Source organism: Pseudomonas sp. NBRC 111131 (assembly GCF_001320525.1).
In the GTDB taxonomy this organism is placed as follows: Bacteria; Pseudomonadota; Gammaproteobacteria; order Pseudomonadales; family Pseudomonadaceae; genus Aquipseudomonas; species Aquipseudomonas ceruminis.
On sequence record NZ_BCBH01000009.1, the window covers coordinates 106,021 to 128,279 of the forward strand.

A 22,259-nucleotide genomic window follows, 5' to 3' on the forward strand; every position below is an offset into this window, starting at 1 on the left:
CTTATTGCGGGGCTTTCTTTTTTCCGCGTTCGCCAATCGGGGCTGTTGCAAATGCCGATTTCCGGCTGACGCGGCTCGCCTCGCGCATGAAGCTGCCCGCATGTGTCGCTGATTCGTCAGCACCATGCCAGCAGCCAGAGTTTCCAGGCTGCCGCGGATTCTTTCCGCGCTACCCGCCAGTCCGCCATCGCATCGAGTCTGCGGACGCGCGTCACCCGTGACGCCGATGCTTTTTTCTCAACCGCGTGCGGGAGCTGCCATCCCGTGAGGGACGAGGCCCCGCTTTTTCCAAGGAGCCCGTCCATGTCCCAGCAAGCCTCTTTCGGCCAGTTGGCCTTGATCCATTGCGGCAAGTTCCTGCCGCTCGAAATCCTGCATAGCGCCGCCGGCCACTACATCGGCACGCGCGATACAGAAGGTCCCGTTTCGCGGGAATCCTGCCAGTACTTCCGCAGCTATGCCGCGGCTCAACGTGCCCTCGAAAGAGGCGGCTGGTCCCAGCTCGCCACACCCTGATCCAACTGGAGGAACCACGTCATGAACCAGCTTTTGCCCCAGGAAGTCGTCGATCAGATCATGCGGGAAGAGCAGCATTTCGCCGCCGCGCCCCAAGCCTTCTTCGAGGTCTGGAAGCGCGGCGTCGAGATCGCAGGCCCGCAATGGTTTGGCGACGGCACGCGCGAAGGCCTGAACCAGGCAAAGAGCAAGTGGGATCTGCGTCCCGACATGCTGCGTGCCAACGACGCACTCGGCGTCCTGAGCAGCGGGGAACGCATGTTCCTGTCCGCCATGTTCAGCTTCTACAACGCGCGCGAGGGCGGTGCCATGCTCAAGCGCTGCCACTTCCAAGGACTGTCGGACTTCGATGGTCTCGATCTGCAACGTCGCCAGGTGATCGCCGACCTGCTGCTGAACTACAGCGGTTGGTGAGCCGGTCCCTGGCACACCTTCATCACTGCGTTCACGGGACCCCATGAGGGACATGCGCCTCGTTCGAGGCCATGTCCCTCGCGTTTTCTCCCCGCCCAGCGCCATCCGGCATCAGGCGGTTTCCCCTGCGGATGCCATCGTCCGCAAGGGCTGGCTCCGTTCATTCATCGAAAGGAGCCTTCATGGCCAACAACTACTACGAAGCCACCGGCGTTCTCGTGCTCGACCGTGTGACGCCCGTCATCCAGGCGCTGTTCGGCGCCTTCGCGCTGGACGAGAGCCACCCCGGCAACGGGCAGGCCTACATCGCCCAGATCGCCGAGACCACCAATCCGCAATGGCCGGACGTGCTCGATGGCCTGGAAGACCTGGCCACGCAACTCGGTATTCCGATGCCGGACGACGAAGGGCTGTCGATCCCGCCGCTGCTCGAACTGCTCGCCGTGCACTTCCGTGCCGATGAGGACGAAGAGCTGGGGAACTTGATCGACCGTCATTCGTTCGAGGACACCGCCGATCTCGACGCATTGTTTCTGATCGCCACCCGGTTCGATGACGGGCACCACCTGACCGCCATCCAGTTCGAGGGCTGCTGGTACTGCAGCAAGCCGCGGCTGTTCGAGTTCGGCGGCAACGGCTGCTACCTGAGCCGCGAGGTCCGCTTCATCAGCTCCTCCTCCCAGGCCCTCCAGCTCGGCGACCAATTGCGCAAGACCATTGTGGCCGCCGACATCGAAGAGGCTTCGGCCCTGATCGCGCTGGAGACCATCAATCTGCTGGCGGGCGTCAGCGACGAGCCATTCCGCATGAATTTGCGCCGGCGCGTCGCCGAGCGATTGGCCCAAACGCCAACGATCAGCGTCACCTGACGCTGTTTCCTTTCTTTCCACCCACCGGGGTCAATTCCCGGTGGCGGGGATTTGCTCCATCATTATTCTGTTGGAGAAATCCCATGTCCCAGAATCCCAATCCCTTTCTACGCGGCTACTGGAATCTGAAAATCGTCCGCACGCTGTCCATCAGCTACGAGGACGGAAGCCCGCATGTTTGGCGAAACATCCACCCGAGCCAGCAGCACCTCTGCGACGCGGCGCTGGTTTCTTCTCCTTGCATCATCACCAGCGACTTCGCGGTGGTCAGGACTGGCACCGAACCTGTCGGCGCCGCACTGATCGCCGAATGCGACGCGGCTGAAGGGGGCAGCGGCGAAGGCATGGTGGGTGCCGTGGTGTACGCGATCCACGGCGACGACTTCGACGGCCGCCCCGTCCACATTGGCGACACCTATTCGGCCGAGGCCGCACGGGAAGTCGTGCAGCGGTTGAGCTTCGAGACCGGCTACTACAGCCGGTGCTGGGAAATCAGCAGCGCGCACATCAGCCGCGAAACCGGCCAGTACCTGGCCAACCTGGCTGACCTCGCGACGCCGGAGGCCTTTTTGTTCATCGCGTTCCGGATTCCCTACAGCCCGGCGATCGGCGTCAAGCTGATCTCCACGCCCTGGACGGACCAGCACCTGCAGGACGTCGAGGGGATCGCCGCCGAGCAGCTTCGGCAGGAGCACCGCAGCAAGGGCATGCCGGACGAGCTGGCACAGATCCTTGGACTGGCCGGCCAGGCCGACGTGCGCATCCTCATCCTCGATGCCGACGCACCCGTGTTGCCGGGCCTATCGCTGGCCGGCGAATAGCTGCCACACACATCCCCGGCCTTCCTTGTCCTCACCGCATGCCGGCCCGGTCTCCCGCCAGAGAGCCGGGCCGGCGCACTTTCACAGGAGCGATCCCATGTTCCCCGACCTCATCACACCCGCATCCGACTTCGAGCACCAACTCGGAGCCTGCGTCAACGCCATGAGCCAGGAAGATGCCATCGGCCAGATCCTGGTATTCGAGCGCATGAGCGGCACGCTGCACATGCGCCATATCGCCAGCGCCGACCTGGTGGACACCGACGTGGACGACTACGAAATGGTCGTCTTCGACGGTGGCAACACAAGCGGCGACACGTGGAAACACGTGTTCTTTCCGCGTCAGCGCGAGCACTACTTCGTGTACCAAGCCTGATTCCTCCAGCCCCTTTCGAGGGGCTTTTTCTTGCCCGCAGCACAGGAAAACGGTTGTGGTGCGGTGCCGTTTCCTGCGGGCAGGCAGACCGCCCCAGGGCCATGCTTGCCCCATGTTCGTCGGCGTTGCCGGCACATGCCCAGGCAGTCGAGACCTTCGAGGCTGCAAGCGCGGGAAACCGTGCTGGTCGTTTCTTCCTACGGACCTACCGCGTCCATCCACGCCACCCACAAGGGACCTCTCCCTTGCGGGCGGGGAATCCCTTGTTTTTCCTCAAGGAGTTTCCCCATGGATCGTTCCCTCATCAAATCCATGATGCCTTCGCTGGTCGCAGGCCATGTGCCCCGCAACGTGCGGTCGTTCAAGTACCGCGTGTTCGATGATCAGCCGCTGTCCTCAACGCTGGGCTTCGCCATCGACCCCCAACCCTTCGACGGCAAGGTGGTCGCCGCGACCGACGATGCCATCGTCGTCAAGCTCAAGCCTTCCGAGTTCGCGGTGCTCGATCCCAGCCTGGTGACCACGGTTCCTGCCGAAGGCGCCAAGGTGCATGTCCAACCCTATGCCCGTCGTCGCTTCGACGGACTGCGCGCGGACACGCCGGAGGTCATCACCGAGGAGACTTCGGACGGCACGCCGTACACCATCACGAGGCACATCCTCGGCTCGGCGCCGGCCAAGCTGCCCATTCCCACGCCGCAGTGCATGGAGTTGGGCCAGCTCATCGAGCAGTTGGAGGAGATGCCGGCCCCCGATCGCTTCCGGCGCATCACCCACATGCTGGTGGATGCCGGTGCCCGCGACTTCACCTGGGTCGATCCCACGCCCTCCAAGATCATCGAGACCCCGCCGGCGATCAGCTTCACGGTCTCGACCGCGAAGTTCGAGGGCCGGGTGACGATCCTCTACGACCGCGGCGGAGACACCTACGTGGTGGAACTGCACCGTCAGAACGGTGAATCGGTCGAACTGGTCGATCGGCACGACGAGGTGTATTTCGACATGCTCGGCGAAGTGCTGGAGAGGCTCATCGACGACGGGCGCTGGCGCCAGATCGACGTGAGCATCCTCGACGCGAAAGCGGCCCGCAAGCGCCAGGCCGTCCCGGCATGACGCCCCGCAGCGAAACCGGGCGGTCCTGCGGCTGACCCGAGGCATCCGCCACGGCGTTCCAGCCGTTCCGGCCGCGTGCACTACAGGCCCTTCATCCCATCGGATGGAGGCCTTTCTCATTCTTCCACACAGGAGATTTCATCCATGTCACTGCGATTCAAAGGCGCTGACCTGCGCCCCGTGCTGACCGAAGCCATCGCCAATCAGGGGTCGTCTCAGAAAACGGAAAAAAATCGTACGCTAAGAGCCGAAGTGGGCCCTTTAGCAGCAATGCAAAGCTGCGATCAACGGGCAGGAAACATTGCCATGGTGCGCGTTGCACTCTCTCACTAGCGTCGACAGGGCCTCTTCCATCCGCGTGAGGTCCGCCATGCGTGCGCGCACATCGGCCAGCCGGTGAGCAGCCAGTTCGGCCGCCTCGCTGCAATGGGTGCCGTCCTCCAGTTTCAGGAGCTGGCCGACTTCATCCAGGCTGAATCCCAGGCGCTGGGCTGACTTCACGAACTTCACCCGCGCCACGTCCGCCTGCCCGTAGCGGCGGATGCGACCGTAGGGCCGCTCCGGCTGGGGTAGCAAGCCCTTGAGCTGATAGAAGCGGATCGTCTCCACGTTGACCCGGGCTGCCTTGGCGAAGGCCCCGATGGTCAGATTCTCTTGAGCGTTCTCCATGGCGCTTGACTCCGTAGTTGACTACGGAAGTAACGTTACAGCATCAAGCGAAGTCCCGGAAGGAGAACCTTATGTCGGAACCCAAGAACGGCTGCGGCGCACTGGCGACCGGCGGCGTCGCGGCCGTCCTCGCCTCGGCCTGCTGCCTCGGCCCCCTTGTCCTGGTCGCGCTCGGCTTCTCTGGCGCGTGGATCGGCAACCTGACCGTGCTGGAGCCGTATCGGCCGATCTTCATCGGCGCAGCGCTCATCGCGCTGTTCTTCGCCTGGCGCAGCATCTTCCGACCAGCCCATGCCTGCAAGCCCGGCGACGTTTGCGCCGTGCCCCAAGTGCGGACTGCCTACAAGGTGATCTTCTGGATCGTGGCCGCCCTGGTTCTGGTTGCCCTCGCGTTTCCCTACGTCCTGCCGCTGTTCTACTGAAAGGAGATCACCATGAAGAAACTCACCACCCTCACCACCCTCATCGCCCTGGCCGCCGCTCTAAGCGCGCCCGCCTGGGCTGCCACCAAGACCGTCACCCTGTCGGTGCCCGGCATGACCTGCGCCGCGTGCCCGATCACGGTCAAGACGGCTCTGTCCAAGGTCGCCGGCGTCGAGAAGGCCGAAGTCAGCTTCGAGAAGCGGGAGGCCGTCGTCACCTTCGACGAGGCCAAGACCAATGCCGACGCCTTGACCAAGGCCACCGCAAACGCGGGTTACCCGTCCAGCGTCAAGCAGTGAGGGCGTAATCATGGCCGAGGCGATCACCCTCCACATCGAAGGCATGACCTGCACGTCGTGCGCCGAGCACGTCCAGCAGGCTTTGACGAACGTGCCCGGCGTGCGCGCGGCCTCGGTGTCCTATCCGCAGCGGCAGGCCGAAATCGAGGCGGATGCAGGCGTGAGCGTGGCCCCGCTGGTTGCCGCAGTGGCCACGCTCGGCTATCGCGCACGGCTTACCGACACGCCGAACAAGCCTGCCGGCCTGCTAGACAAGGCGCTGGGCTGGCTCGGTGGCGAAACGAAGCATGTTGGCGGTGAACAAGCGCTGCACGTGGCTGTGATAGGCAGCGGCGGCGCGGCGATGGCGGCTGCCTTGAAGGCCGTGGAGCAAGGCGCCCGCGTCACGCTGATCGAGCGCGGCACCATCGGCGGCACCTGCGTCAATGTCGGCTGCGTGCCGTCCAAGATCATGATCCGCGCCGCGCACATCGTCCACCTGCGCCGCGAAAGCCCGTTCGATGCTGGCCTGCCGGCCGCAGCGCCCGCTGTACTGCGCGAGCGGCTGCTGGCCCAGCAACAAGGCCGCGTCGAGGAGCTGCGCCATGCCAAGTACGAAGGCATCCTGGCAAGCACTCCGGCCATCACCGTGCTGCGCGGCGAGGCCCGGTTCAGGGACACGCGCACGCTGACCGTGGCGACCGCTGACGGCGGCACGCACGAGGTGAACTTCGACCGCTGCCTGATTGCCACCGGCGCGAGCCCGGCGCTTCCGCCAATCCCGGGCCTTGCGGACACACCCCACTGGACCTCCACCGAGGCGCTGGAAAGCAGCTCGCTCCCCGAGCGGCTGGCCGTGATTGGTTCCTCCGTGGTGGCGGTCGAGTTGGCGCAAGCCTTCGCCCGGCTGGGCAGCCAGGTCACGATCCTGGCGCGCAGCACGCTGTTCTTCCGAGAAGACCCGGCCATCGGGGAAGCCGTAACAGACGCCTTCCGCGCCGAGGGCATCGAGGTGCTGGACCACACCCAGGCGAGCCACGTTGCCTATGCGGGCGGGGAATTCGTGCTCACCACCGGGCAGGGGGAAGTGCGCGCCGACAAGCTGCTGGTCGCCACCGGTCGCGCGCCGAACACGCGCAGCCTGAACCTTGAAGCGGCAGGCGTCGAAGTCAATGCGCAGGGAGCCATCGTCATCGACCGCGCCATGCGCACGAGCGCACCGCACATCTTTGCTGCCGGCGACTGCACCGACCAGCCGCAGTTCGTCTATGTGGCGGCGGCGGCCGGCACGCGCGCCGCGATCAACATGACCGGCGGCGACGCGGCGCTGGACCTGACGGCGATGCCGGCGGTGGTGTTCACCGATCCGCAGGTGGCGACCGTGGGCTACAGCGAGGCGGAAGCGCACCACGACGGCATCGAGACCGACAGCCGGCTGCTGACGCTCGACAACGTGCCGAGGGCGCTCGCCAACTTCGACACGCGCGGCTTCATCAAGCTGGTGGCGGAAGCTGGCTCAGGGCGGCTGATCGGCGTACAGGCGGTCGCGCCGGAAGCGGGCGAACTGATCCAGACGGCCGCGCTGGCGATCCGCCACCGGATGACCGTGCAGGAGCTGGCCGACCAGTTGTTCCCCTACCTGACCATGGTCGAGGGACTGAAGCTCGCGGCGCAGACCTTCAACAAGGACGTGAAGCAACTGTCCTGTTGCGCCGGATGAGGAAAAGGGAGGTGTTCGATGAACGCCTACAGCCGCGCCAACCGCCGCATCTACGCGGCCTTGTCCGATCCCCTGTCGGCCACCCACCGGCACCGCCTCGACGATCTGCTCAAGCGCCACGACAACGGCAAGACGACCTGGCTGGCCTGGCTGCGCCAGTCGCCCGTCAAGCCGAACTCGCGCCACATACTCGAACACATCGAGCGCCTCAAAGCCTGGCAGGCGCTCGACCTGCCTTCCGGCATCGAGCGGTCGGTGCACCAGAACCGCCTGCTCAAGATCGCCCGCGAAGGCGGCCAGATGACGCCCGCCGATCTGGCCAAGTTCGAGGCACAGCGCCGCTACGCGACCCTGGTGCGCTCGCCATCGAGGGCATGGCCACCGTCACCGACGAAATCATCGACCTGCACGACCGCATCCTGGGCAAGCTGTTCAACGCTGCCAAGCACAAGCATCAGCAGCAGTTCCAGGCGTCCGGCAAGGCGATCAACGCCAAGGTGCGGCTGGCCACCTCGATCAAGCAGGGCACGGTGACGGCCTCGCTGATGCTCAGGAAACTCGGCAGCTACCCGCGCCAGAACGGCCTGGCCGTGGCGCTGCGCGAGCTGGGCCGCATCGAGCGAACGCTGTTCATCCTGGACTGGCTGCAAAGCGTCGAGCTGCGCCGCCGCGTGCATGCCGGACTGAACAAGGGCGAAGCCCGCAACGCGCTAGCCCGCGCCGTGTTCTTCAACCGGCTGGGCGAAATCCGCGACCGCAGTTTCGAGCAGCAGCGCTACCGGGCCAGCGGCCTCAACCTGGTGACGGCGGCCATAGTGTTGTGGAACACGGTCTATCTGGAACGGGCCTCAAACGCCTTACGCGGTCACGGCCAGACTGTCGATGACGCCCTGTTGCAGTACCTGTCGCCGCTGGGCTGGGAGCACATCAACCTGACCGGCGATTACCTCTGGCGCAGCAGCGCCAAGATCGGCGCGGGCAAGTTCAGGCCGCTACGACCGCTGCAACCGGCTTAGCGTACGATTTTTTCCGTTTTCTGAGACGTCCCCAATCAGTGCCGCATTGTCCTGGTCAAGGATCAGGGCGTGTACTTCCTCGCCGAGCGTGGGGAGCGTCGCCCGGATGGGCGCCAGGCACTGCTCGCCTACGCCGTCGGATGCAACCCGGACACCGACCCGTTCGATGACTGGTGGCACCTCGCCGGCCGCGAGCTGGGCGGCGATGACTTCGCGGAGTATTTCGACCCGAAGGACGGCCTGTTCACGCGCCTCCAGCACTCGGCGGACGATCTCGTGCTTTCCGCCACCGCCACGCACCTGTCCTTAGCAGTGGTGCCTCCCGCCTGACGCGGCAACCGCCTCGCAGCCCCCGCATCGGGGGCCTTCTTTTGTTCGCACCGCCGCCATCGCCGCGCGTGCGCGTTTGTCTCCAGCCGCCGAGGCACGCCCCGCCGGCCACAACGCCGGCATGCCACCGGAGACAACCGCATGAACACGCCATCGACCTCGCCGAGGCTGCACCTCCTACCGGTGTCGCTGCGCACGGCCAATGCATTCGTTCTGTCGCACCATCGCCACCACCGCCCGGTCCAGGGCGCGAAGTTCGCCCTGGCCGTCACGCTGAGCGACAGCGACCTGATCCACGGCGTGGCCATTGTCGGCCGCCCGGTCGCGCGGCACCTGGACGCTGGAAGTCACGCGGCTGTGCACCGACGGCACACCCAGCGCCTGCAGCAAGCTCTACGGCGCGGCCTGGCAGGCGGCAAGGGCGCTGGGCTACATACGCCTGCTCACCTACACCATGCCCGACGAAGGTGGCGCCAGCCTGCGCGCCGCCGGCTGGCGGCTGATCGGCGCGCGCGGTGGCGGCGCCTGGAGCCGTCCCGGCCGTCCGCGCGCCGATACCCCCGAGCACCTGCGCGGCGCCAAGTGCCTGTGACAGGCGCCGGGTGGCGCGGACAAAGGGAAGCGCCCGGGTGCCGATTGATTGCTGCCGCGCGCGCGAGGCCCCGCCATGCTGGCCCCATGCCTGCTGACGTCGTCAGCGACATGCCAGGCAACCATCGGTCTTCGAGGTTGCGGCGCAGTTCCCACTGCGTGACCGAGCCAGCTCGCACCGCATCCTTCCGCGAGCGGCCACCAGCCTCTGGTGGCGGATGCTTTCGCCTTATCAACCCACCGCGGGGTCACGCACCTTCCCCGCATGCGTGGGCCGGTGTGTCTCCGCTTCATCCCAATGGAGATTCACCATGAACACCACGTCCAACGAGAAATCGTATTTCGACCTCCACACCTCGGGCATCGGCTACATCCAGCGTGTCCGTGAAGTGCCCGTCCGGGGCGGCCGCCGTGCGCAGCCTTTCCTGGCATGCACCATCGCCGCGCTGGTCGGCCCCGCCCGGGACCCCAGCTACCGCTACTTCGACGTCAAGGTCTCGGGTGCCGAGGCCAAGAAGCTCGTTCAGCGCTACATCGGCGTTGACGATCCCAAGCAGCGCCCGCTGGTGCGCTTTCGCCTCGGTGACCTGTGGGGCGATGTGTACATCCGCGACAAGGGTGAGCAGAAGGGTCAGGCCGCCGCGTCCCTCAAGGCGCGACTGCTCAAGGCCGAACTGATCGACCGGGCCGAACTGGCTTCGATCGAGCAGCACGAGTTGATCACCCGCGGCATCGGCTATCTCAATCGTGTGAAGGACGTCACCCCAAAAGCTGGCGACTCGTTCCTCTCTTGCACCGTCGCGGCACTGGCCGGGCCTGTCGATGAACCGGAGTATCGGTACTTCGACACCATCGTCGCCACCCCGGAAGCCGAGCACCTGGTTCGCCGGTGCGTTCAGGCCGTCGAGGGTGACCGCAAGGTGCTGATCGCCTTCCGTCTGAACGACATGAAGATCGATCCGTACATCCGCACCAAGGGTGAGCACGCCGGGGAACCGGCCGCCAGCCTGGAATCGACGCTGGTCCACATCGGTCTCATCAAGATCGACGGCACCCAGGTCTATCCGACGAGCCAGGCGCAAGCCGAGGCGCCGCCGGCCGAAGACGCATCCGCGTCCGAAGCCGACGATGCCATCGACACGGCCACCGAGCCCGCCGAGCGCGAGCCCGAGGCGCAAGTCCAGGAGCAGGAGCCGGCATTGGCTGCTTCGTTCTGATCCGGCACGGCCTCTCACGGGGCCTTGTCGCTTTTCCTCCCCACGTACGCCGCGTCCCCAGGACGCGTGCTTGCGCATTTCATCCCCCGAGTTCCGCGTGGTCTCACGGCCACGCGGTTGTCGAATTTCTCAAAGGAGATCAGCCATGTCTCTGGTATCCCGCTTTGCTCCGCAATCCCCGATCCTGCGCTCTGATCGCCCACTCTCGGACGACCGCATTCGTGCCGTCGTTCCGTCGATCTTCGCCGACGCTCCACATGGGAGCCGGTCCGATCGGTATGCCTACATACCGACCTCGACCGTGCTGACCAAGCTGCGCCAGGAGGGCTTCGAGCCCTTCATGGTGTGTCAGACGCGCGTGCGCAACGAAGACCGGCGCGAGTACACGAAGCACCTCATCCGACTTCGCCATGCAAGCCAGATCAACGGCGACGAGGCGAACGAGATCATCCTGCTCAACAGCCATGACGGCACGAGCAGCTATCAGATGCTCGCCGGCATGTTCCGGTTCGTCTGCCACAACGGCCTGGTTTGCGGTGACACCACCGCAGACATCCGCGTTCCCCACAAGGGCGACGTGGCCAGCCAGGTGATCGAAGGTGCCTACGGAGTCCTCGAAGGTTTCGAGCGCGTGCATAACGCGCGCGATGCGATGCGCACCATCACCCTCGATGAGGGCGAAGCGGAGGTCTTTGCGAACTCTGCGCTCGCACTCAAGTACGACGATCCGGCCAAGTCCACGCCTGTCACCGAGAGCCAACTGCTGGCACCCCGGCGATGGGACGACCGCAAGAACGACCTGTGGGCCGTCTTCAACCGCGTCCAGGAGAACCTAGTCAAAGGGGGCCTGAACGGACGCACGGCCAACGGCCGCAATCAGCGCACCCGTCCGGTGCAAGGCATCGACCAGAACCTGCGCCTGAACCGGGCGTTGTGGCTGCTGGCCGAAGGCATGCGCCAGCTCAAGGCGTGATGCCACGCGGACCTCGCCCACCTCGGGCGAGGCCATTTCCTCTCATCCACCGGGTGCCGTCGGCGGCCCGTCATTCATCATCAGGAGAACCATCATGGCAACCCCATCGGCTTCCGAGAAATCGGTTGCGCCCATCGTCGTCCCCGGCCAGCTCACGCTGCGTACCATCCGCGGCAAGAACGGCCCGTTCACGGTTGGCCGCCTCGCGACGCACCTCGGTACTTTCGAGGTCAAAGACCCGGAGCTGGAGCAGTACCCCGAAGGCAAGTACGACGGGGAATTCATCATCAGGTACATCTTCCCGAAGTCCTATCCGGTCGGCGGCGGCATGCGGTTCGAGATCCGTGCCAGCCTCGACGGCATGACGCTCAACGGCATCGACAAACTCAGCCGCGACGAAGCCCGCAGCTTCGCCACCCAGGACGTCGATCCGCTCGATGAAGAGCAAGGGGCGCAGCCTGCGGCAACGCCGGCCAAGCCCACCAAAGCGTCCAGGCCCGCCAAGCCCGCACCCGTGCAGGCGTCCGCGGACCCGCTGGTCGATACCACGCCCTTCGGCGTGGATGCGCCACCGCCTGCTACGGCCGCTGCCCCCGGCAGCACCGAAGACGGTGACGCCGCGCTCTTCGGCCTGCTGTGGCCGCTGGGCGAGTCCGTGAAACTGGATTCGACCATCGACCGCCGCACCCTGCGCGCGCAGATCGCCCGCCTGGGCGAGCTGGGCTACGCGCTGGACTTCAAGACGCAGGAGTGGAGCCGCCAGGCCGAACCAAAACCTGCGTGATCGCAGACGCCGCATGCGCGGTGTTCTTCATCCACCCGCCGGGGTTCCTTTCCCATGCGGGGGAGGCCCTGGCCATTTTCTGGAGGTCTCCATCATGTCCACCATCGCTTGCGATACCCCGCGTTCAACGCTGGATGAACCCGCGTGGCGGGACCTTTGCAAAGCGGCCGCCGCACACGCCCAGCGCGGTTGCGGCTTGTCCTACGACCACTACGTGACGCTCTTCAGTTCGGCGATCGACGCACAGGCCAATCGTTTGCCGGATGAGCAACGTGCTCAGGCTCTCGAAATCGCGGCCCAGGAATGGGACTACGCAACACCTGCCGAACGGCAGGAAACCCAGGACTGGAATGCGGAGCATGGCTATTGCTCGCACGGGATCGAGTTCGGCTACTGCCCGGCCGGTTGTGATCGAGACGATGACGACTGGGATTGAGGGCGACGCATAGGTTCCTTCGCCGCAGATGCGGCATTCCATCACCCGCTGGGGGTTCTTCCCCACGGGGAGGCCTTCAGCTCAACTTTTCGAGGAGGCCTCTCATGGGCTGGTATTTCTCAAACCAATCGCGGTCCGAACTGATCGCGGAACTGATCGCACCGCAAGAGACCGAGCGCGCCAGCGTCAAGGTCATCGCTCACACCCTGCGCGGCAACGTGCTGTGGTCCGTCGCCGAAGTGACCGCCAAGGTCGAAGGCGTGCATCGTGATCTCGCACCGGGCCAGTCCCTGCGCTACATCCGCTGCGATCTGCTTGAACGAAGCGGCGGCCAGTGGGGCTACAAGTCCTTGGACGAGTCCATGCACCCGTACTACTACACGTGCCCGCTGTCCTATCTGGACCTCGCACCGGAGCAGTCCGCCGACTGGCGTGCAGGCGTTCGCGCCTACCACGCCCGGCGGCGCACACCCACGGCATCCGCGGCATCCGCCGCGGCGTCGATGGCCTGAGCCAGGAGGAACCGACATGGACCCGATCCTGGCAACGCTTCCGCCCTCGTTGCTGGCACTCGTTGAAGGGAGTTTGTCCAACGACGAAGTGTCCTCCGACGAGGAAATGCTGGCGTACTTCATCGACAACGGCCTCACCGAGGACCAGGCACGGCAGGCACTGACCTACCGCGACCAGTACCTCAACAACATCTACCTGGAAGGCTTCACGCCGATCACTTCGGCGGACGAGCCGCTTCACTTCAACCCGCACACCCGGCAGTTCGAGCCGGACTGAGCGGTTTTCTTCCACCCCCTGGGGCAGTACTTGCCCCAGCGGGCGGTGCTGTTCCCGTTCATCCGAGGACACCACCATGCCCGCAAACACTTCTTCCACGCTGTACCGCATCGACGAATGCTCCGACGTGATGGCCGATGCTTGCGTCGGCGATGACCAGGGCAATCTGATCTTCCTGTCGATCTGGGCGCGCGACACCGCCGTCCAGCAGTTCCTCGCTCGTCTGACCCTCGGGCGCGACGAACAGGGCCTGGACCAGTTCCACGTCATCACCGACCAGGGCGGCAGCGTCCCGGTGTTCGTCAGCAACGTCGATCGTCTGGAAAAGCGCATGACCCGCGCCTACCGGCGAACGCTGTTCGGTTCGCTGTCCAACGTGTGGCTGTTCGACCGCCGCTGCGTCAAGCCCGACAAGGCCAACGCCAGCGCACTGGCATTGCTGCCCAAGGGCAGCGCCCACCGGCTTGACCGCCTGTGGATGCTGGTGCGGGACACCTGCCCACTGCCGCTGCTCGACCACTGGCGCGAAACCGTGCTGGAGCTGCTACAGACCCGCGAGATGCTGGCCCGTCTTCCGTTCGCCCTCGGGTCGCTGGAAGGCCATCGGCTCGCCATCGACGTGCCGGCGCTGACCCTGGCGCTGGGCTCCCTGATCCGCAGTGACGTGCTCACCGCCTATCCGTATCCGGCCAAGATTTGGACGCCGGAAGCGGTAGCGGCTTGACCCGCCCGCGAGAGCACGCCAAGGCGTGCTTTCGCACTTCATCCCCGCCAACCAGGAGACTTCCATGGCCCTCATGTTCCCGCGGCTCGCCCGCAATTTCTCCAAGAACGGGTACTACCCGACCGACGAACCCACGCTCGAAAGAGCCCTCAACGCACTGATGCCCAGCGATGGCCCGATGTGCATCCTCGATCCCTGCGCCGGCGAAGGCGTGGCGATCGCCGAAGCCGCTCATGCTCTCGGGCGCGAGCAAGCCAAGGCGTTCGCCGTCGAGTTCGACGCGGAGCGGGCACGCCATGCCCGCGGCCTGGTCGATCATTGCCTGCACGCGGACCTGATGGACACGATGATCTCAAAGCAGTCGTTCGGGCTGCTCTGGCTCAACCCACCGTATGGCGATCTGTCCAAGGACGTCAACGGCAACATCGGCTATCAGGGCCAGGGCCGTGCCCGCTTCGAGAAGCTCTTCTATCAGCGCAGCCTCTCGCTATTGCAGTATGGCGGCGTGCTGGTCTTCATCGTCCCTGGCTACGTGCTCGACGCCGAGCTGGTCGGCTGGCTGACACGCCACTACACGGACCTACGCATCTACCGAGCGGTGGAAACGCAGTTCAAGCAGGTGGTGATCTTCGGCCGCAGGGTGCGCCAGCGCGAGCTGGCACCCGATGGTCTCAAGGCCGTGCGCAATCTGCTGCTGCAGATCGGGCTTGGTGAAGTCGAAGCCGAGGAACTGCCGAGCGAATGGCCGTTCCTGCCGTACATCGTCCCCGCCAGTCCGGCCGAGCCGGAGCATTTCTTCCGCGTGACGATGGAGCCAGAGCAGTTCGCCGATGAAGTCGGCCGGCTGCAAGGCCTCTGGCCGTCGCAGGACACGCACCTGGGGGCCGCGCAGCAGTCGCTGCGTCCACCGGCGCGTGCCTTGTCCCACTGGCATCTCGCCCTGGCTCTGGCCGCGGGCGCGATCTCGGGGGTTGTGCGCTCCAAGACCGGGCGCGTGCTCGTCGTCAAAGGTGACACCCACAAGGACAAGACGCTCCAGCGGGAATTCACCGAACGCGAAGACGGCTCCATCGCCGAGACCCGCATCCTCACCGACAAGTTCGTGCCCGTCATCCGCGCGTGGGACATGACGCCCGGCTCCGCCACGCGGGGCGAGGTGTTGACCATCCGCTGATCGCTTCTCTACCGCTGACGGTCACCGTCGGCTTCCTCCACCCACCGGGGTCCAGTCGCCCCGAGGGGGCGCCGTGGCCCCTTCATCTTCAAGGAGCCTTTCCATGGCAGCCCAAGCACTTCCCATCGGCCAAGCATCGAGCCGGCGCTTCTTCCCTGGCGAGACCGTCGTGACCTGTGGCGTTGACGCCCTGGTCCAGCAGGGCCGGCTCAACCCGGTGCCGTATCTGCACCGCCACCTCAATGGCGACTGGGGCGACCTCGACGACTACGACAAGCGGCAGAACGATGCCGCGCTGGAGTCCGGCGAGGACCGCCTTTTCTCTTCCTACCAGGTCGCACCCGGCCTGCAGCTTTGGATTATCACCGAATGGGATCGCAGCGTGACCACGCTGCTACTGCCCAGCGAGTACTGATCTCTCCCAGACGACGGCCGCCTGCCGTCTCTTCATCCCACCACGGGGCATGCCATCGCCCCGCGGGGGTGGTGCATGCCCCATTTTCTTTGGAGCATCACCATGTCCCTCGATCTCGAAACCACTGCCGCTGAAGCCGCGCCCGTACAGGGCGAACTGCTCGATGCGGAATCTTCCCCTCTGACCCTGAGCCTTCAGGATTTCGTCGGCGAGTTCGGCGACGAACTGCTCGACGCCCTCAACAGCGCGAACCCGCCGGTCTATAACGGCCAGCCGCAGGCGCACCGGCAACTCGTCGTCGCCAGCCTCAAGCGCAAGCTGTTTCCGGCCCAGGCCGAAGTCGTCCACGCCGCCGCCGAGCTGCTGATCGACCGTGGCGAACGCGCCGCGATCGTCAATGGCGAAATGGGCTGCGGCAAGACGACCGTCGGCATCGCCACGGCCGCCGTGCTCAACGCCGAAGGCTATCGCCGCACCCTGGTTCTTTCGCCGCCGCACCTTGTTTACAAGTGGCGGCGCGAGATCCAGGAGACGGTGGCAGGCGCCAAGGTGTGGGTGCTCAACGGGCCGGACACGCTCATCAAGCTCATCAAGCTGCGCGAGCAGTTGAATGTCCAGCCCACGGGCCAGGAGTTCTTCGTCTTGGGCCGGGTCAGGATGCGGATGGGGTTCCACTGGAAGCCCGTCTTCACCCAGCGGCGCACCCGTCACGGCAACGTGGCGGCGTGCCCGGACTGCGGCACGGTCATCACCGACCTCGACGGCGAGCCGGTCAATCCGGTCGCGCTCCAAGCCGAGGAATACCGCAGGAAGTGCAGCCATTGCGCCGCCCCCCTGTGGACGCTGATCCGCCCGCGCAGCCTGTCCGGCAGCGACCAGTCCTCGGCCGTGCTGAAAGCCCTCAAGCGCATCCCGACGATCGGGGAAGTCACCGCGCAGAAGCTGATGCAGAAGTTCGGCGAAGGCTTCCTCGCGTCGATGCTGGGCGACAACATCCATGAGTTCATCAACCTCATGGACGGCAACGGCGAACTGGTCTTCTCTGACCGCCAGGCGCATCGCATGGAAAGAGCGATGGCGAACATGGAGTTCGGCTTCGGCGAAGGCGGCTACCAGCCGTCCGAGTTCATCAAGCGCTACCTGCCTCAAGGCACGTTCGACCTGTGCATCGCGGACGAGGCCCACGAGTACAAGAACGGTGGCAGTGCCCAGGGCCAGGCCATGGGCGTGCTGGCGGCGAAGGCTCGCAAGACCTTGCTGCTGACAGGCACGCTGATGGGCGGCTACGGGGACGACCTGTTCTACCTGCTGTTCCGAGCCCTGCCTGGGCGGATGATCGAAGACGGCTACCGCCCGACCACGAGCGGCAGCATGACCTCGGCGGCCATGGCGTTCATGAGGGACCACGGGGTCCTCAAGGACATCTACTCCGAAAGCACCGGCACGGCGCACAAGACGGCCAGGGGCACCAAGGTATCGGTGCGCACGGTCAAGGCTCCCGGCTTCGGGCCGAAAGGGGTCTTGCGGTGCATCCTGCCGTTCACGATCTTCCTCAAGCTCAAGGACATCGGCGGCAACGTCCTGCCGCCGTATGACGAGGAGTTCCGTGAAGTCGCAATGGACACGGCGCAAGCCGCGGCCTACCGCGACCTGGCGGGTCGGCTGACCGCGGAGCTGAAACAGGCTCTGGCGCGACGCGATACGACGCTGCTGGGTGTGGTGCTCAACGTGCTGCTGGCCTGGCCGGACTGCTGCTTCCGGTCGGAAACCGTGGTGCATCCGCGCACGCGCAACACCTTGGCGTTCGTCCCGGCTCAGTTCAACGAGTTTGAGGTGACGCCGAAAGAGCGCGAGCTGATCGACATCTGCAAAGAAGAGAAGGCGCAGGGCCGCAAGGTCCTGGCCTACACGGTCTATACCGGCACGCGCGACACCACGTCGCGCTTGAAGGTGCTGCTGGAGCAGGAAGGTTTTCGGGTGGCGGTGCTGCGCGCAAGCGTGGACGCCAGCCGCCGCGAGGACTGGATCGCCGAGCAACTGGACCGTGGCATCGACGTGCTCATCACCAACCCCGAGCTGGTCAAGACGGGCTTGGACCTGTTGGACTTCCCGACGATCGTTTTCATGCAGTCGGGCTACAACGTGTACTCGCTCCAGCAGGCGGCACGCCGCTCCTGGCGCATCGGACAGAAACAGCCGGTGCGCGTGATCTACCTCGGCTACGCCGGTTCCTCGCAGATGACCTGCCTGGAGCTGATGGCCAAGAAGATCATGGTCTCGCAGTCCACCTCGGGCGACGTGCCCGAATCGGGCCTGGATGTGCTCAACCAGGACGGTGATTCCGTCGAGGTCGCGCTGGCCCGGCAACTGGTCGCCGCCTGATCCCCACGCCAACGCCGGCCTCGCGCCGCCGGCTTTCCATTGTTCCCACCTTGCAGCCACGCCCACGGTCTCCGTGGACGTGGCTGCGCATTTTTCATTCCAAGGAGATTTCCATGAACACCCATACCCAATCCACGCCCGAAAACGTGAAGGCCCGCCTGACGCTGGACGTGACCTGTTTGCTCAACGGCGAGGCCGCGTCGGAAATACTGGCACGGCTGCAACGCATGTGGGTCCGCGCCATCGGCGAGAGGTTGCTAATCGATGAGACCGCCGCGAAGGTGGATGTTTGGTCGATCGAGGTGACCGAGTTGCCCTCGGCGACTAACAGCGATGCGCTCGAAGCCGAGATCGCCGCCTTCATGCAGCAACGCATCGGGGACGGCAACCTCTGTGCAGAGGACATTCCCTTGCGCCTGGCGAGCTATGGCCTGATGGCCCCCGAGGATTTCATCGACGAAATGCGCGAGCGCATGGGCATGGAAGACGACGCCCCCACGGGCCGAGCCGTCATCCCCTCGACCGAACCTGCCGACGGCGGTGAGATCGAGATGCAAGTCGCGGTCGTCTGCATCGGTGCCTCCGGTAGCCCCAACGTGCCGGTCTTCAAGGTCAGGATCACCCAGGAGGAATACGACCTGGGTATCCACTACGACAAGGCCAGGGACCTGGCCGAAGAGGCCCGGTACGAAGGGCCGTTCATCTGCTTCGACGCCGCCGAATATGGCCCCATCCTGTCGGCCGCCCGCGAACTTGGCCTCGTTCCGCAGGTCGTCGTGGTCGATATGACCGACGGCCAGATCCACTCCATCCGCTGCGACAGCGGCGAGATCAAGGTCATCTGCTACGACACCAGCGACACTGACGAGTATTCGGCGGCGGTGGCGAACCGGCCGCTCGGCGAGAACGGGCAGTTCGTGCGCTGCTGGTCGCACACCCAACTGGCACGGGTCGATCCCGGCCTGAAGCTGGCTCGGGATTGATCGGGCGAAGCCCGATGCGTTTTCACAGGCCCCTTCGGGGGCCTTTTCCTTTGGAGGGAGGCTGCCGGGAAATCGGGCGCTGCCTGGTTCGCATTGTTTGCTGCCGCTCGTGGCCCGAGCGGCGATGGTGAGGGCTCGATGTTTCAGGACGACGCGCCATGTGCCCCTCTCCACCTTGGTTTCACCATCCCGAACGCCGTCTGCTGGCGGGTTTTCTCGGCCTGCTTTGGTCGGTGCTGGCTGGCGGCTGCGCGACGACGAGCGCGCCGGTCGCGCCCGACACCATCGAGGAAGTCTCGGCCGCACCCGTACCCGAGGCGCCCGAATACATCCCCGTTGTGCGCTACGGCCGCTACACCCTCGTGGAACTGGCACCGACAGCAGCGCAGCGCGACCTGCTGTTGCAGACCATCGACGTGTCGATGCCCGAGGATGCACGCGCTACGGTCGGCGACGGGCTACGGCATGTGCTCAAGCGCAGCGGTTACGGCTTGTGCCAGACGACGCACGCGGTGATCGAGCTGTACGCACTGCCGCTGCCGGCGGCCCACCTGCACCTCGGCCCCATGACCCTGCGGGATGCGCTGCTCACCCTGGCTGGTTCGGCCTGGGAACTGCACGCGGATGACCGCGCGCGGCAAATCTGCTTCGAGCGGCCCGGCGACAGCATGACCGCCGACAACGTACCCGCGCCGCCTGCCACCGAGGCGGTGCAGACGTTCCCGCTGGCGCCCGCGGCATCGGGAGGCCAGCCATGAACGCCCCGCAGCCCGCCCATCGTTCAACGGCCGCCGTGGTGGTGCAGAGCCTGATGTGGCTCTGGCTGATCGGCCTCAGTGTCCTCGTTGCCCTCGGCTACCAGACGATGAACGACCAGGCCGACCAGGAGCGCCTCGATTCCCGCCTGCAACGCCTCGAAGCGCAGGCAACAGGCCTGGCCGAGACCGTCGAGGCCATCCAGCAGCGTCCAGCCGTCGCCACGGCGGCAGACCTCAAAGACACCCGCCAAATCCTGGAAGCACGCGCGGCCCAGGTCGAGAAATCGCTGAGCGCCTATGCCTCCGCCGACGACCTTCAGGCACTGCGCGCCGAAGTCGAGCAAATCAAGGCGCGGCAGACCGCTGCGCGCGCCGCTGCACCCGCCCAGCCGCGCACCAGGAACAAGCCCACCGCCAAGCCCGAACCGACGCCGCTCCCGTTCCGCATCGTCGGTGCCGAACTGCGTGCCGGCGAGCGCAGCGTGTCCGTCGCGCCGAGCAATGGCGACTTCACGCCCGACCAGCTTCAGGTGCTGCTACCCGGCGATGCGGTCGGCCCGTGGCGCTTGCAGGCCGTCGAGGGCAGCACTGCGGTGTTCCAGGCCGGCGACCAGACCCGCCACGTGGCGATCCCCTGAACGGAGCACACCACATGAAGCCGTCGATCATCCTTTCCGCGCTTCTGCTGGCGTCCACCCAGTTGCCCGCGTGGGCGCAGCAATCCGCCACGGCTCCCGCCCGCAATGCGCAGAGTCAGGAACGCCCGCTGGTCGCCCGCATTCTGGACGACCGGGTGGCGAGCGACTGGGGCCTTCAACCTCAGGAGTGGGCGCGCTATCGCGAACTGATGGACGGTCCACTGGGCATCTATTCGCCCAACCTGGACCCGCTGTCGGCCCTGGGCATCGAGGCGCGTACCGAAGAGGAACGGCGACGCTACGCCGAGCTGCAGGTGCAGGTCGAAGCGCGCCGCGTGGAGAAACTGCTCGCTTATCAGCGGGCCTATGACGAGGCCTGGCAGCGCCTGAACCCCGGGATGCAGCGGGTGAACCTGCCGGACGACAAGCCGGTCGCCGGGGCCACGCGCGGCTCCGGCCGCACGGCAGTGTTCGTGAAAGATAACTGCGTGGCCTGCGGCCAGCTCGTGCAGCGCCTGCAATCCTCGGGCGCCGAATTCGACCTGTACATGGTCGGCAGCCGCCAGGACGACGCGCGCATCCGCGATTGGGCCAAGCGCGCGAACGTCGATCCGGCGCGCGTGCGCAGCGGCAGCATCACGCTCAACCACGACGGCGGCCGCTGGTTGACCTTGGGGGTACCCGGCGACCTGCCGGCGGTCGTGCGCGAGGTGAACGGCCAATGGCAGCGCCAGCCATAGCCGCCCCCCTGCGCACACTGGTGCTCGCCGCTGGCCTATGCGCCTGCGTCGCCCAAGCCCAGGAGGTTCCGCCACCGGCCTACCAGCTCGCCGCGCAGCGCGCAGGCATCCCCTCGACGGTGCTCTACGCCGTGGCCTTGCAGGAGAGTGGCATCCGCCGTAACGGACGCATCGTCCCGTGGCCGTGGTCCCTCAACGTCGCCGGCCAATCACGCCGCTATGCGACCCGCGCCGATGCCTGCGCGGGTTTGCAGCAGGCGATGCGCTCCACGCCGCACACGCGCATCGACGCGGGCCTGGGCCAGATCAACCTCGGCTACCACCAGCAGCGCTACGCCAGCGCCTGCGACCTGCTCGACCCGTACCGGAATCTCGCCATCGCTGCCGAGATCCTGCGCGAGCAACACGCCCCCGGCGAGGACTGGTTGCTGGCGATGGGCCGCTACCACCGCCCCGCGGGTGGCGAGCCCGCCGCCCGCTACCGGCGCAGCGTGTCGCGCCACCTCGCCCGGGTGCAGGGCGCACGCCCAACCGCCGCGGTTCTCGCCGCACGCAAGGAGACATCCCCATGACGACATCCCATCTGGCCTTGCGTGGCCTGCTCGTACTGCTGGCGGGTCTGCCGCTGGCCTCGCTTGCCGGCGAGCCGCTGATCGTGGTCGAAGACCGCGGCGGCGCGTCGGCGCTGCCGTACTACGAAGCCCTGAACCTCCAGCCGCGCACCAACGCACCGGCCCGGCCGCCGATCCCGACGCCCCAGGTTCCCGCCACGCCGGCGGACGAGGCCGCGATGCTGCCGGTGCGCAGCGCCAAGCTCACCCCCGGCACCGTCCCGCGGCGTGTCATCGAGGCTCCGGGTCTGCGGCCTTTCGTTGTCGTCGGCGACGACGAGGCATCTCGGGCCTGGCTGCGCAGCCAGGCAGCCGCGCTGCGCGAGCGCGGCGCGGTCGGTCTGGTGGTCAACGTCGAGACCGTGCAGGGCCTGGCGCGGCTGCGCACCCTGGTGCCCGGCGTACCCCTCGCGCCCATGTCCGGCGACGACCTGGCCGAGCGCCTGGGCCTGCGGCACTACCCGGTGCTGATCACAGCCACCGGCATCGAGCAATGAAG

At 66.0% G+C, this 22,259-nt stretch carries 27 protein-coding genes and 2 pseudogenes; 28 read left to right on the top strand and 1 reads right to left on the bottom strand.

Translation table 11 applies throughout. The annotated features are described in order from the left end of the window. Positions 1-303: 303 nt before the first annotated feature. The 6 genes from APH34_RS11140 to APH34_RS11165 all read left to right on the top strand — a co-directional run bounded on the left by APH34_RS11140 (position 304) and on the right by APH34_RS11165 (position 4,109). On the top strand, positions 304-516 hold the full coding sequence (locus APH34_RS11140) for a hypothetical protein (RefSeq protein ID WP_003116833.1): 213 nt from the start codon (positions 304-306) through the stop codon (positions 514-516). Between the two features lie 21 nt (positions 517-537). Further along, the gene (locus APH34_RS11145) at positions 538-930 is read left to right on the top strand and encodes a hypothetical protein (protein ID WP_003116832.1); all 393 of its coding nucleotides are present in this window, start codon (positions 538-540) and stop codon (positions 928-930) included. 182 nt (positions 931-1,112) lie between these two features. Then, positions 1,113-1,799, top strand: a complete 687-nt coding sequence (locus tag APH34_RS11150; protein WP_003116830.1) for a hypothetical protein — start codon at positions 1,113-1,115, stop codon at positions 1,797-1,799. Positions 1,800-1,882: 83 nt separating this feature from the next. Beyond that, positions 1,883-2,620, top strand: coding sequence for a hypothetical protein (locus tag APH34_RS11155; protein WP_033962840.1), 738 nt, complete (start codon positions 1,883-1,885; stop codon positions 2,618-2,620). 97 nt (positions 2,621-2,717) lie between these two features. Beyond that, the gene (locus APH34_RS11160; RefSeq protein WP_003116828.1) at positions 2,718-2,996 is read left to right on the top strand and encodes a hypothetical protein; all 279 of its coding nucleotides are present in this window, start codon (positions 2,718-2,720) and stop codon (positions 2,994-2,996) included. Between the two features lie 288 nt (positions 2,997-3,284). Further along, on the top strand, positions 3,285-4,109 hold the full coding sequence (locus APH34_RS11165; protein WP_003098941.1) for a hypothetical protein: 825 nt from the start codon (positions 3,285-3,287) through the stop codon (positions 4,107-4,109). Between the two features lie 261 nt (positions 4,110-4,370). Here the strand turns inward: APH34_RS11165 and merR are convergent, their stop codons facing one another. Beyond that, on the bottom strand, positions 4,371-4,778 hold the full coding sequence (merR, locus tag APH34_RS11170; RefSeq protein WP_003098939.1) for an Hg(II)-responsive transcriptional regulator: 408 nt from the start codon (positions 4,776-4,778) through the stop codon (positions 4,371-4,373). A 71-nt stretch (positions 4,779-4,849) separates the two neighbouring features. On the opposite strand from merR, the gene merT reads away from it, so the two are divergent. The 22 genes and pseudogenes from merT (at position 4,850) to APH34_RS11280 (ending at position 22,257) form a co-directional block, all read left to right on the top strand. Beyond that, positions 4,850-5,200 carry a mercuric ion transporter MerT gene (merT, locus tag APH34_RS11175; RefSeq protein ID WP_003116827.1) on the top strand — a complete coding sequence of 117 codons (351 nt, stop codon included), beginning with the start codon at positions 4,850-4,852 and terminating at the stop codon, positions 5,198-5,200. Between the two features lie 12 nt (positions 5,201-5,212). Next, positions 5,213-5,500 (top strand): mercury resistance system periplasmic binding protein MerP, encoded by a 288-nt coding sequence (gene merP / locus APH34_RS11180; protein WP_003116826.1) that lies wholly within the window; start codon positions 5,213-5,215, stop codon positions 5,498-5,500. Between the two features lie 10 nt (positions 5,501-5,510). After that, on the top strand, positions 5,511-7,199 hold the full coding sequence (gene merA, locus APH34_RS11185; RefSeq protein ID WP_003098932.1) for a mercury(II) reductase: 1,689 nt from the start codon (positions 5,511-5,513) through the stop codon (positions 7,197-7,199). 9 nt (positions 7,200-7,208) lie between these two features. Further along, positions 7,209-8,215, top strand: a pseudogene (locus APH34_RS28640) (Tn3 family transposase); the annotation flags it as partial. A gap of 45 nt (positions 8,216-8,260) precedes the next feature. After that, entirely contained in the window at positions 8,261-8,545 is a 285-nt protein-coding gene (locus tag APH34_RS11195; protein ID WP_031629745.1) for a DUF3085 domain-containing protein, read from the top strand. A gap of 141 nt (positions 8,546-8,686) precedes the next feature. Continuing rightward, a pseudogene (locus APH34_RS30325) lies at positions 8,687-9,137 on the top strand (XF1762 family protein). Positions 9,138-9,447: 310 nt separating this feature from the next. Beyond that, a complete protein-coding gene (locus APH34_RS11205) occupies positions 9,448-10,353 on the top strand; it encodes a DUF3577 domain-containing protein (RefSeq protein WP_003116825.1) in 906 nt (301 codons plus the stop codon). 145 nt (positions 10,354-10,498) lie between these two features. Next, complete coding sequence (locus APH34_RS11210) at positions 10,499-11,326, top strand: DUF932 domain-containing protein (RefSeq protein WP_003116824.1); 828 nt, start codon at positions 10,499-10,501, stop codon at positions 11,324-11,326. A 94-nt stretch (positions 11,327-11,420) separates the two neighbouring features. Next, complete coding sequence (locus APH34_RS11215; RefSeq protein ID WP_003116823.1) at positions 11,421-12,110, top strand: DUF3275 family protein; 690 nt, start codon at positions 11,421-11,423, stop codon at positions 12,108-12,110. Between the two features lie 94 nt (positions 12,111-12,204). Continuing rightward, entirely contained in the window at positions 12,205-12,546 is a 342-nt protein-coding gene (locus APH34_RS11220; protein WP_003116822.1) for a hypothetical protein, read from the top strand. A 104-nt stretch (positions 12,547-12,650) separates the two neighbouring features. Further along, positions 12,651-13,058, top strand: coding sequence for a hypothetical protein (locus APH34_RS11225; protein WP_003116821.1), 408 nt, complete (start codon positions 12,651-12,653; stop codon positions 13,056-13,058). Positions 13,059-13,074: 16 nt separating this feature from the next. After that, a complete protein-coding gene (locus tag APH34_RS11230; protein ID WP_003090124.1) occupies positions 13,075-13,335 on the top strand; it encodes a hypothetical protein in 261 nt (86 codons plus the stop codon). A gap of 76 nt (positions 13,336-13,411) precedes the next feature. After that, positions 13,412-14,059 (top strand): hypothetical protein, encoded by a 648-nt coding sequence (locus APH34_RS11235; protein WP_054901198.1) that lies wholly within the window; start codon positions 13,412-13,414, stop codon positions 14,057-14,059. 64 nt (positions 14,060-14,123) lie between these two features. Beyond that, a complete protein-coding gene (locus APH34_RS11240; RefSeq protein WP_003821088.1) occupies positions 14,124-15,233 on the top strand; it encodes a DUF6094 domain-containing protein in 1,110 nt (369 codons plus the stop codon). A 103-nt stretch (positions 15,234-15,336) separates the two neighbouring features. Next, positions 15,337-15,648: a hypothetical protein gene (locus tag APH34_RS11245; RefSeq protein WP_003821089.1), complete on the top strand. Its 312-nt coding sequence runs from the start codon at positions 15,337-15,339 to the stop codon at positions 15,646-15,648. Between the two features lie 102 nt (positions 15,649-15,750). After that, positions 15,751-18,030 carry a helicase-related protein gene (locus APH34_RS11250; RefSeq protein ID WP_021205692.1) on the top strand — a complete coding sequence of 760 codons (2,280 nt, stop codon included), beginning with the start codon at positions 15,751-15,753 and terminating at the stop codon, positions 18,028-18,030. A gap of 113 nt (positions 18,031-18,143) precedes the next feature. Beyond that, positions 18,144-19,013: a hypothetical protein gene (locus APH34_RS11255; protein WP_003821092.1), complete on the top strand. Its 870-nt coding sequence runs from the start codon at positions 18,144-18,146 to the stop codon at positions 19,011-19,013. Between the two features lie 158 nt (positions 19,014-19,171). After that, on the top strand, positions 19,172-19,771 hold the full coding sequence (locus APH34_RS11260; RefSeq protein ID WP_003821093.1) for a PilL N-terminal domain-containing protein: 600 nt from the start codon (positions 19,172-19,174) through the stop codon (positions 19,769-19,771). Further along, entirely contained in the window at positions 19,768-20,409 is a 642-nt protein-coding gene (locus APH34_RS11265; RefSeq protein ID WP_003821094.1) for a hypothetical protein, read from the top strand. The genes APH34_RS11260 and APH34_RS11265 overlap by 4 nt, the downstream gene beginning before the upstream one ends. Before the next feature lie 14 nt (positions 20,410-20,423). Further along, positions 20,424-21,149, top strand: coding sequence for a TIGR03759 family integrating conjugative element protein (locus APH34_RS11270; RefSeq protein WP_003821095.1), 726 nt, complete (start codon positions 20,424-20,426; stop codon positions 21,147-21,149). Beyond that, complete coding sequence (locus APH34_RS11275) at positions 21,131-21,721, top strand: transglycosylase SLT domain-containing protein (protein WP_003821096.1); 591 nt, start codon at positions 21,131-21,133, stop codon at positions 21,719-21,721. The genes APH34_RS11270 and APH34_RS11275 overlap by 19 nt, the downstream gene beginning before the upstream one ends. After that, a complete protein-coding gene (locus APH34_RS11280; protein WP_003821097.1) occupies positions 21,718-22,257 on the top strand; it encodes an integrating conjugative element protein in 540 nt (179 codons plus the stop codon). Before APH34_RS11275 ends, APH34_RS11280 begins: the two co-directional genes overlap by 4 nt. Positions 22,258-22,259 lie beyond the last annotated feature (2 nt).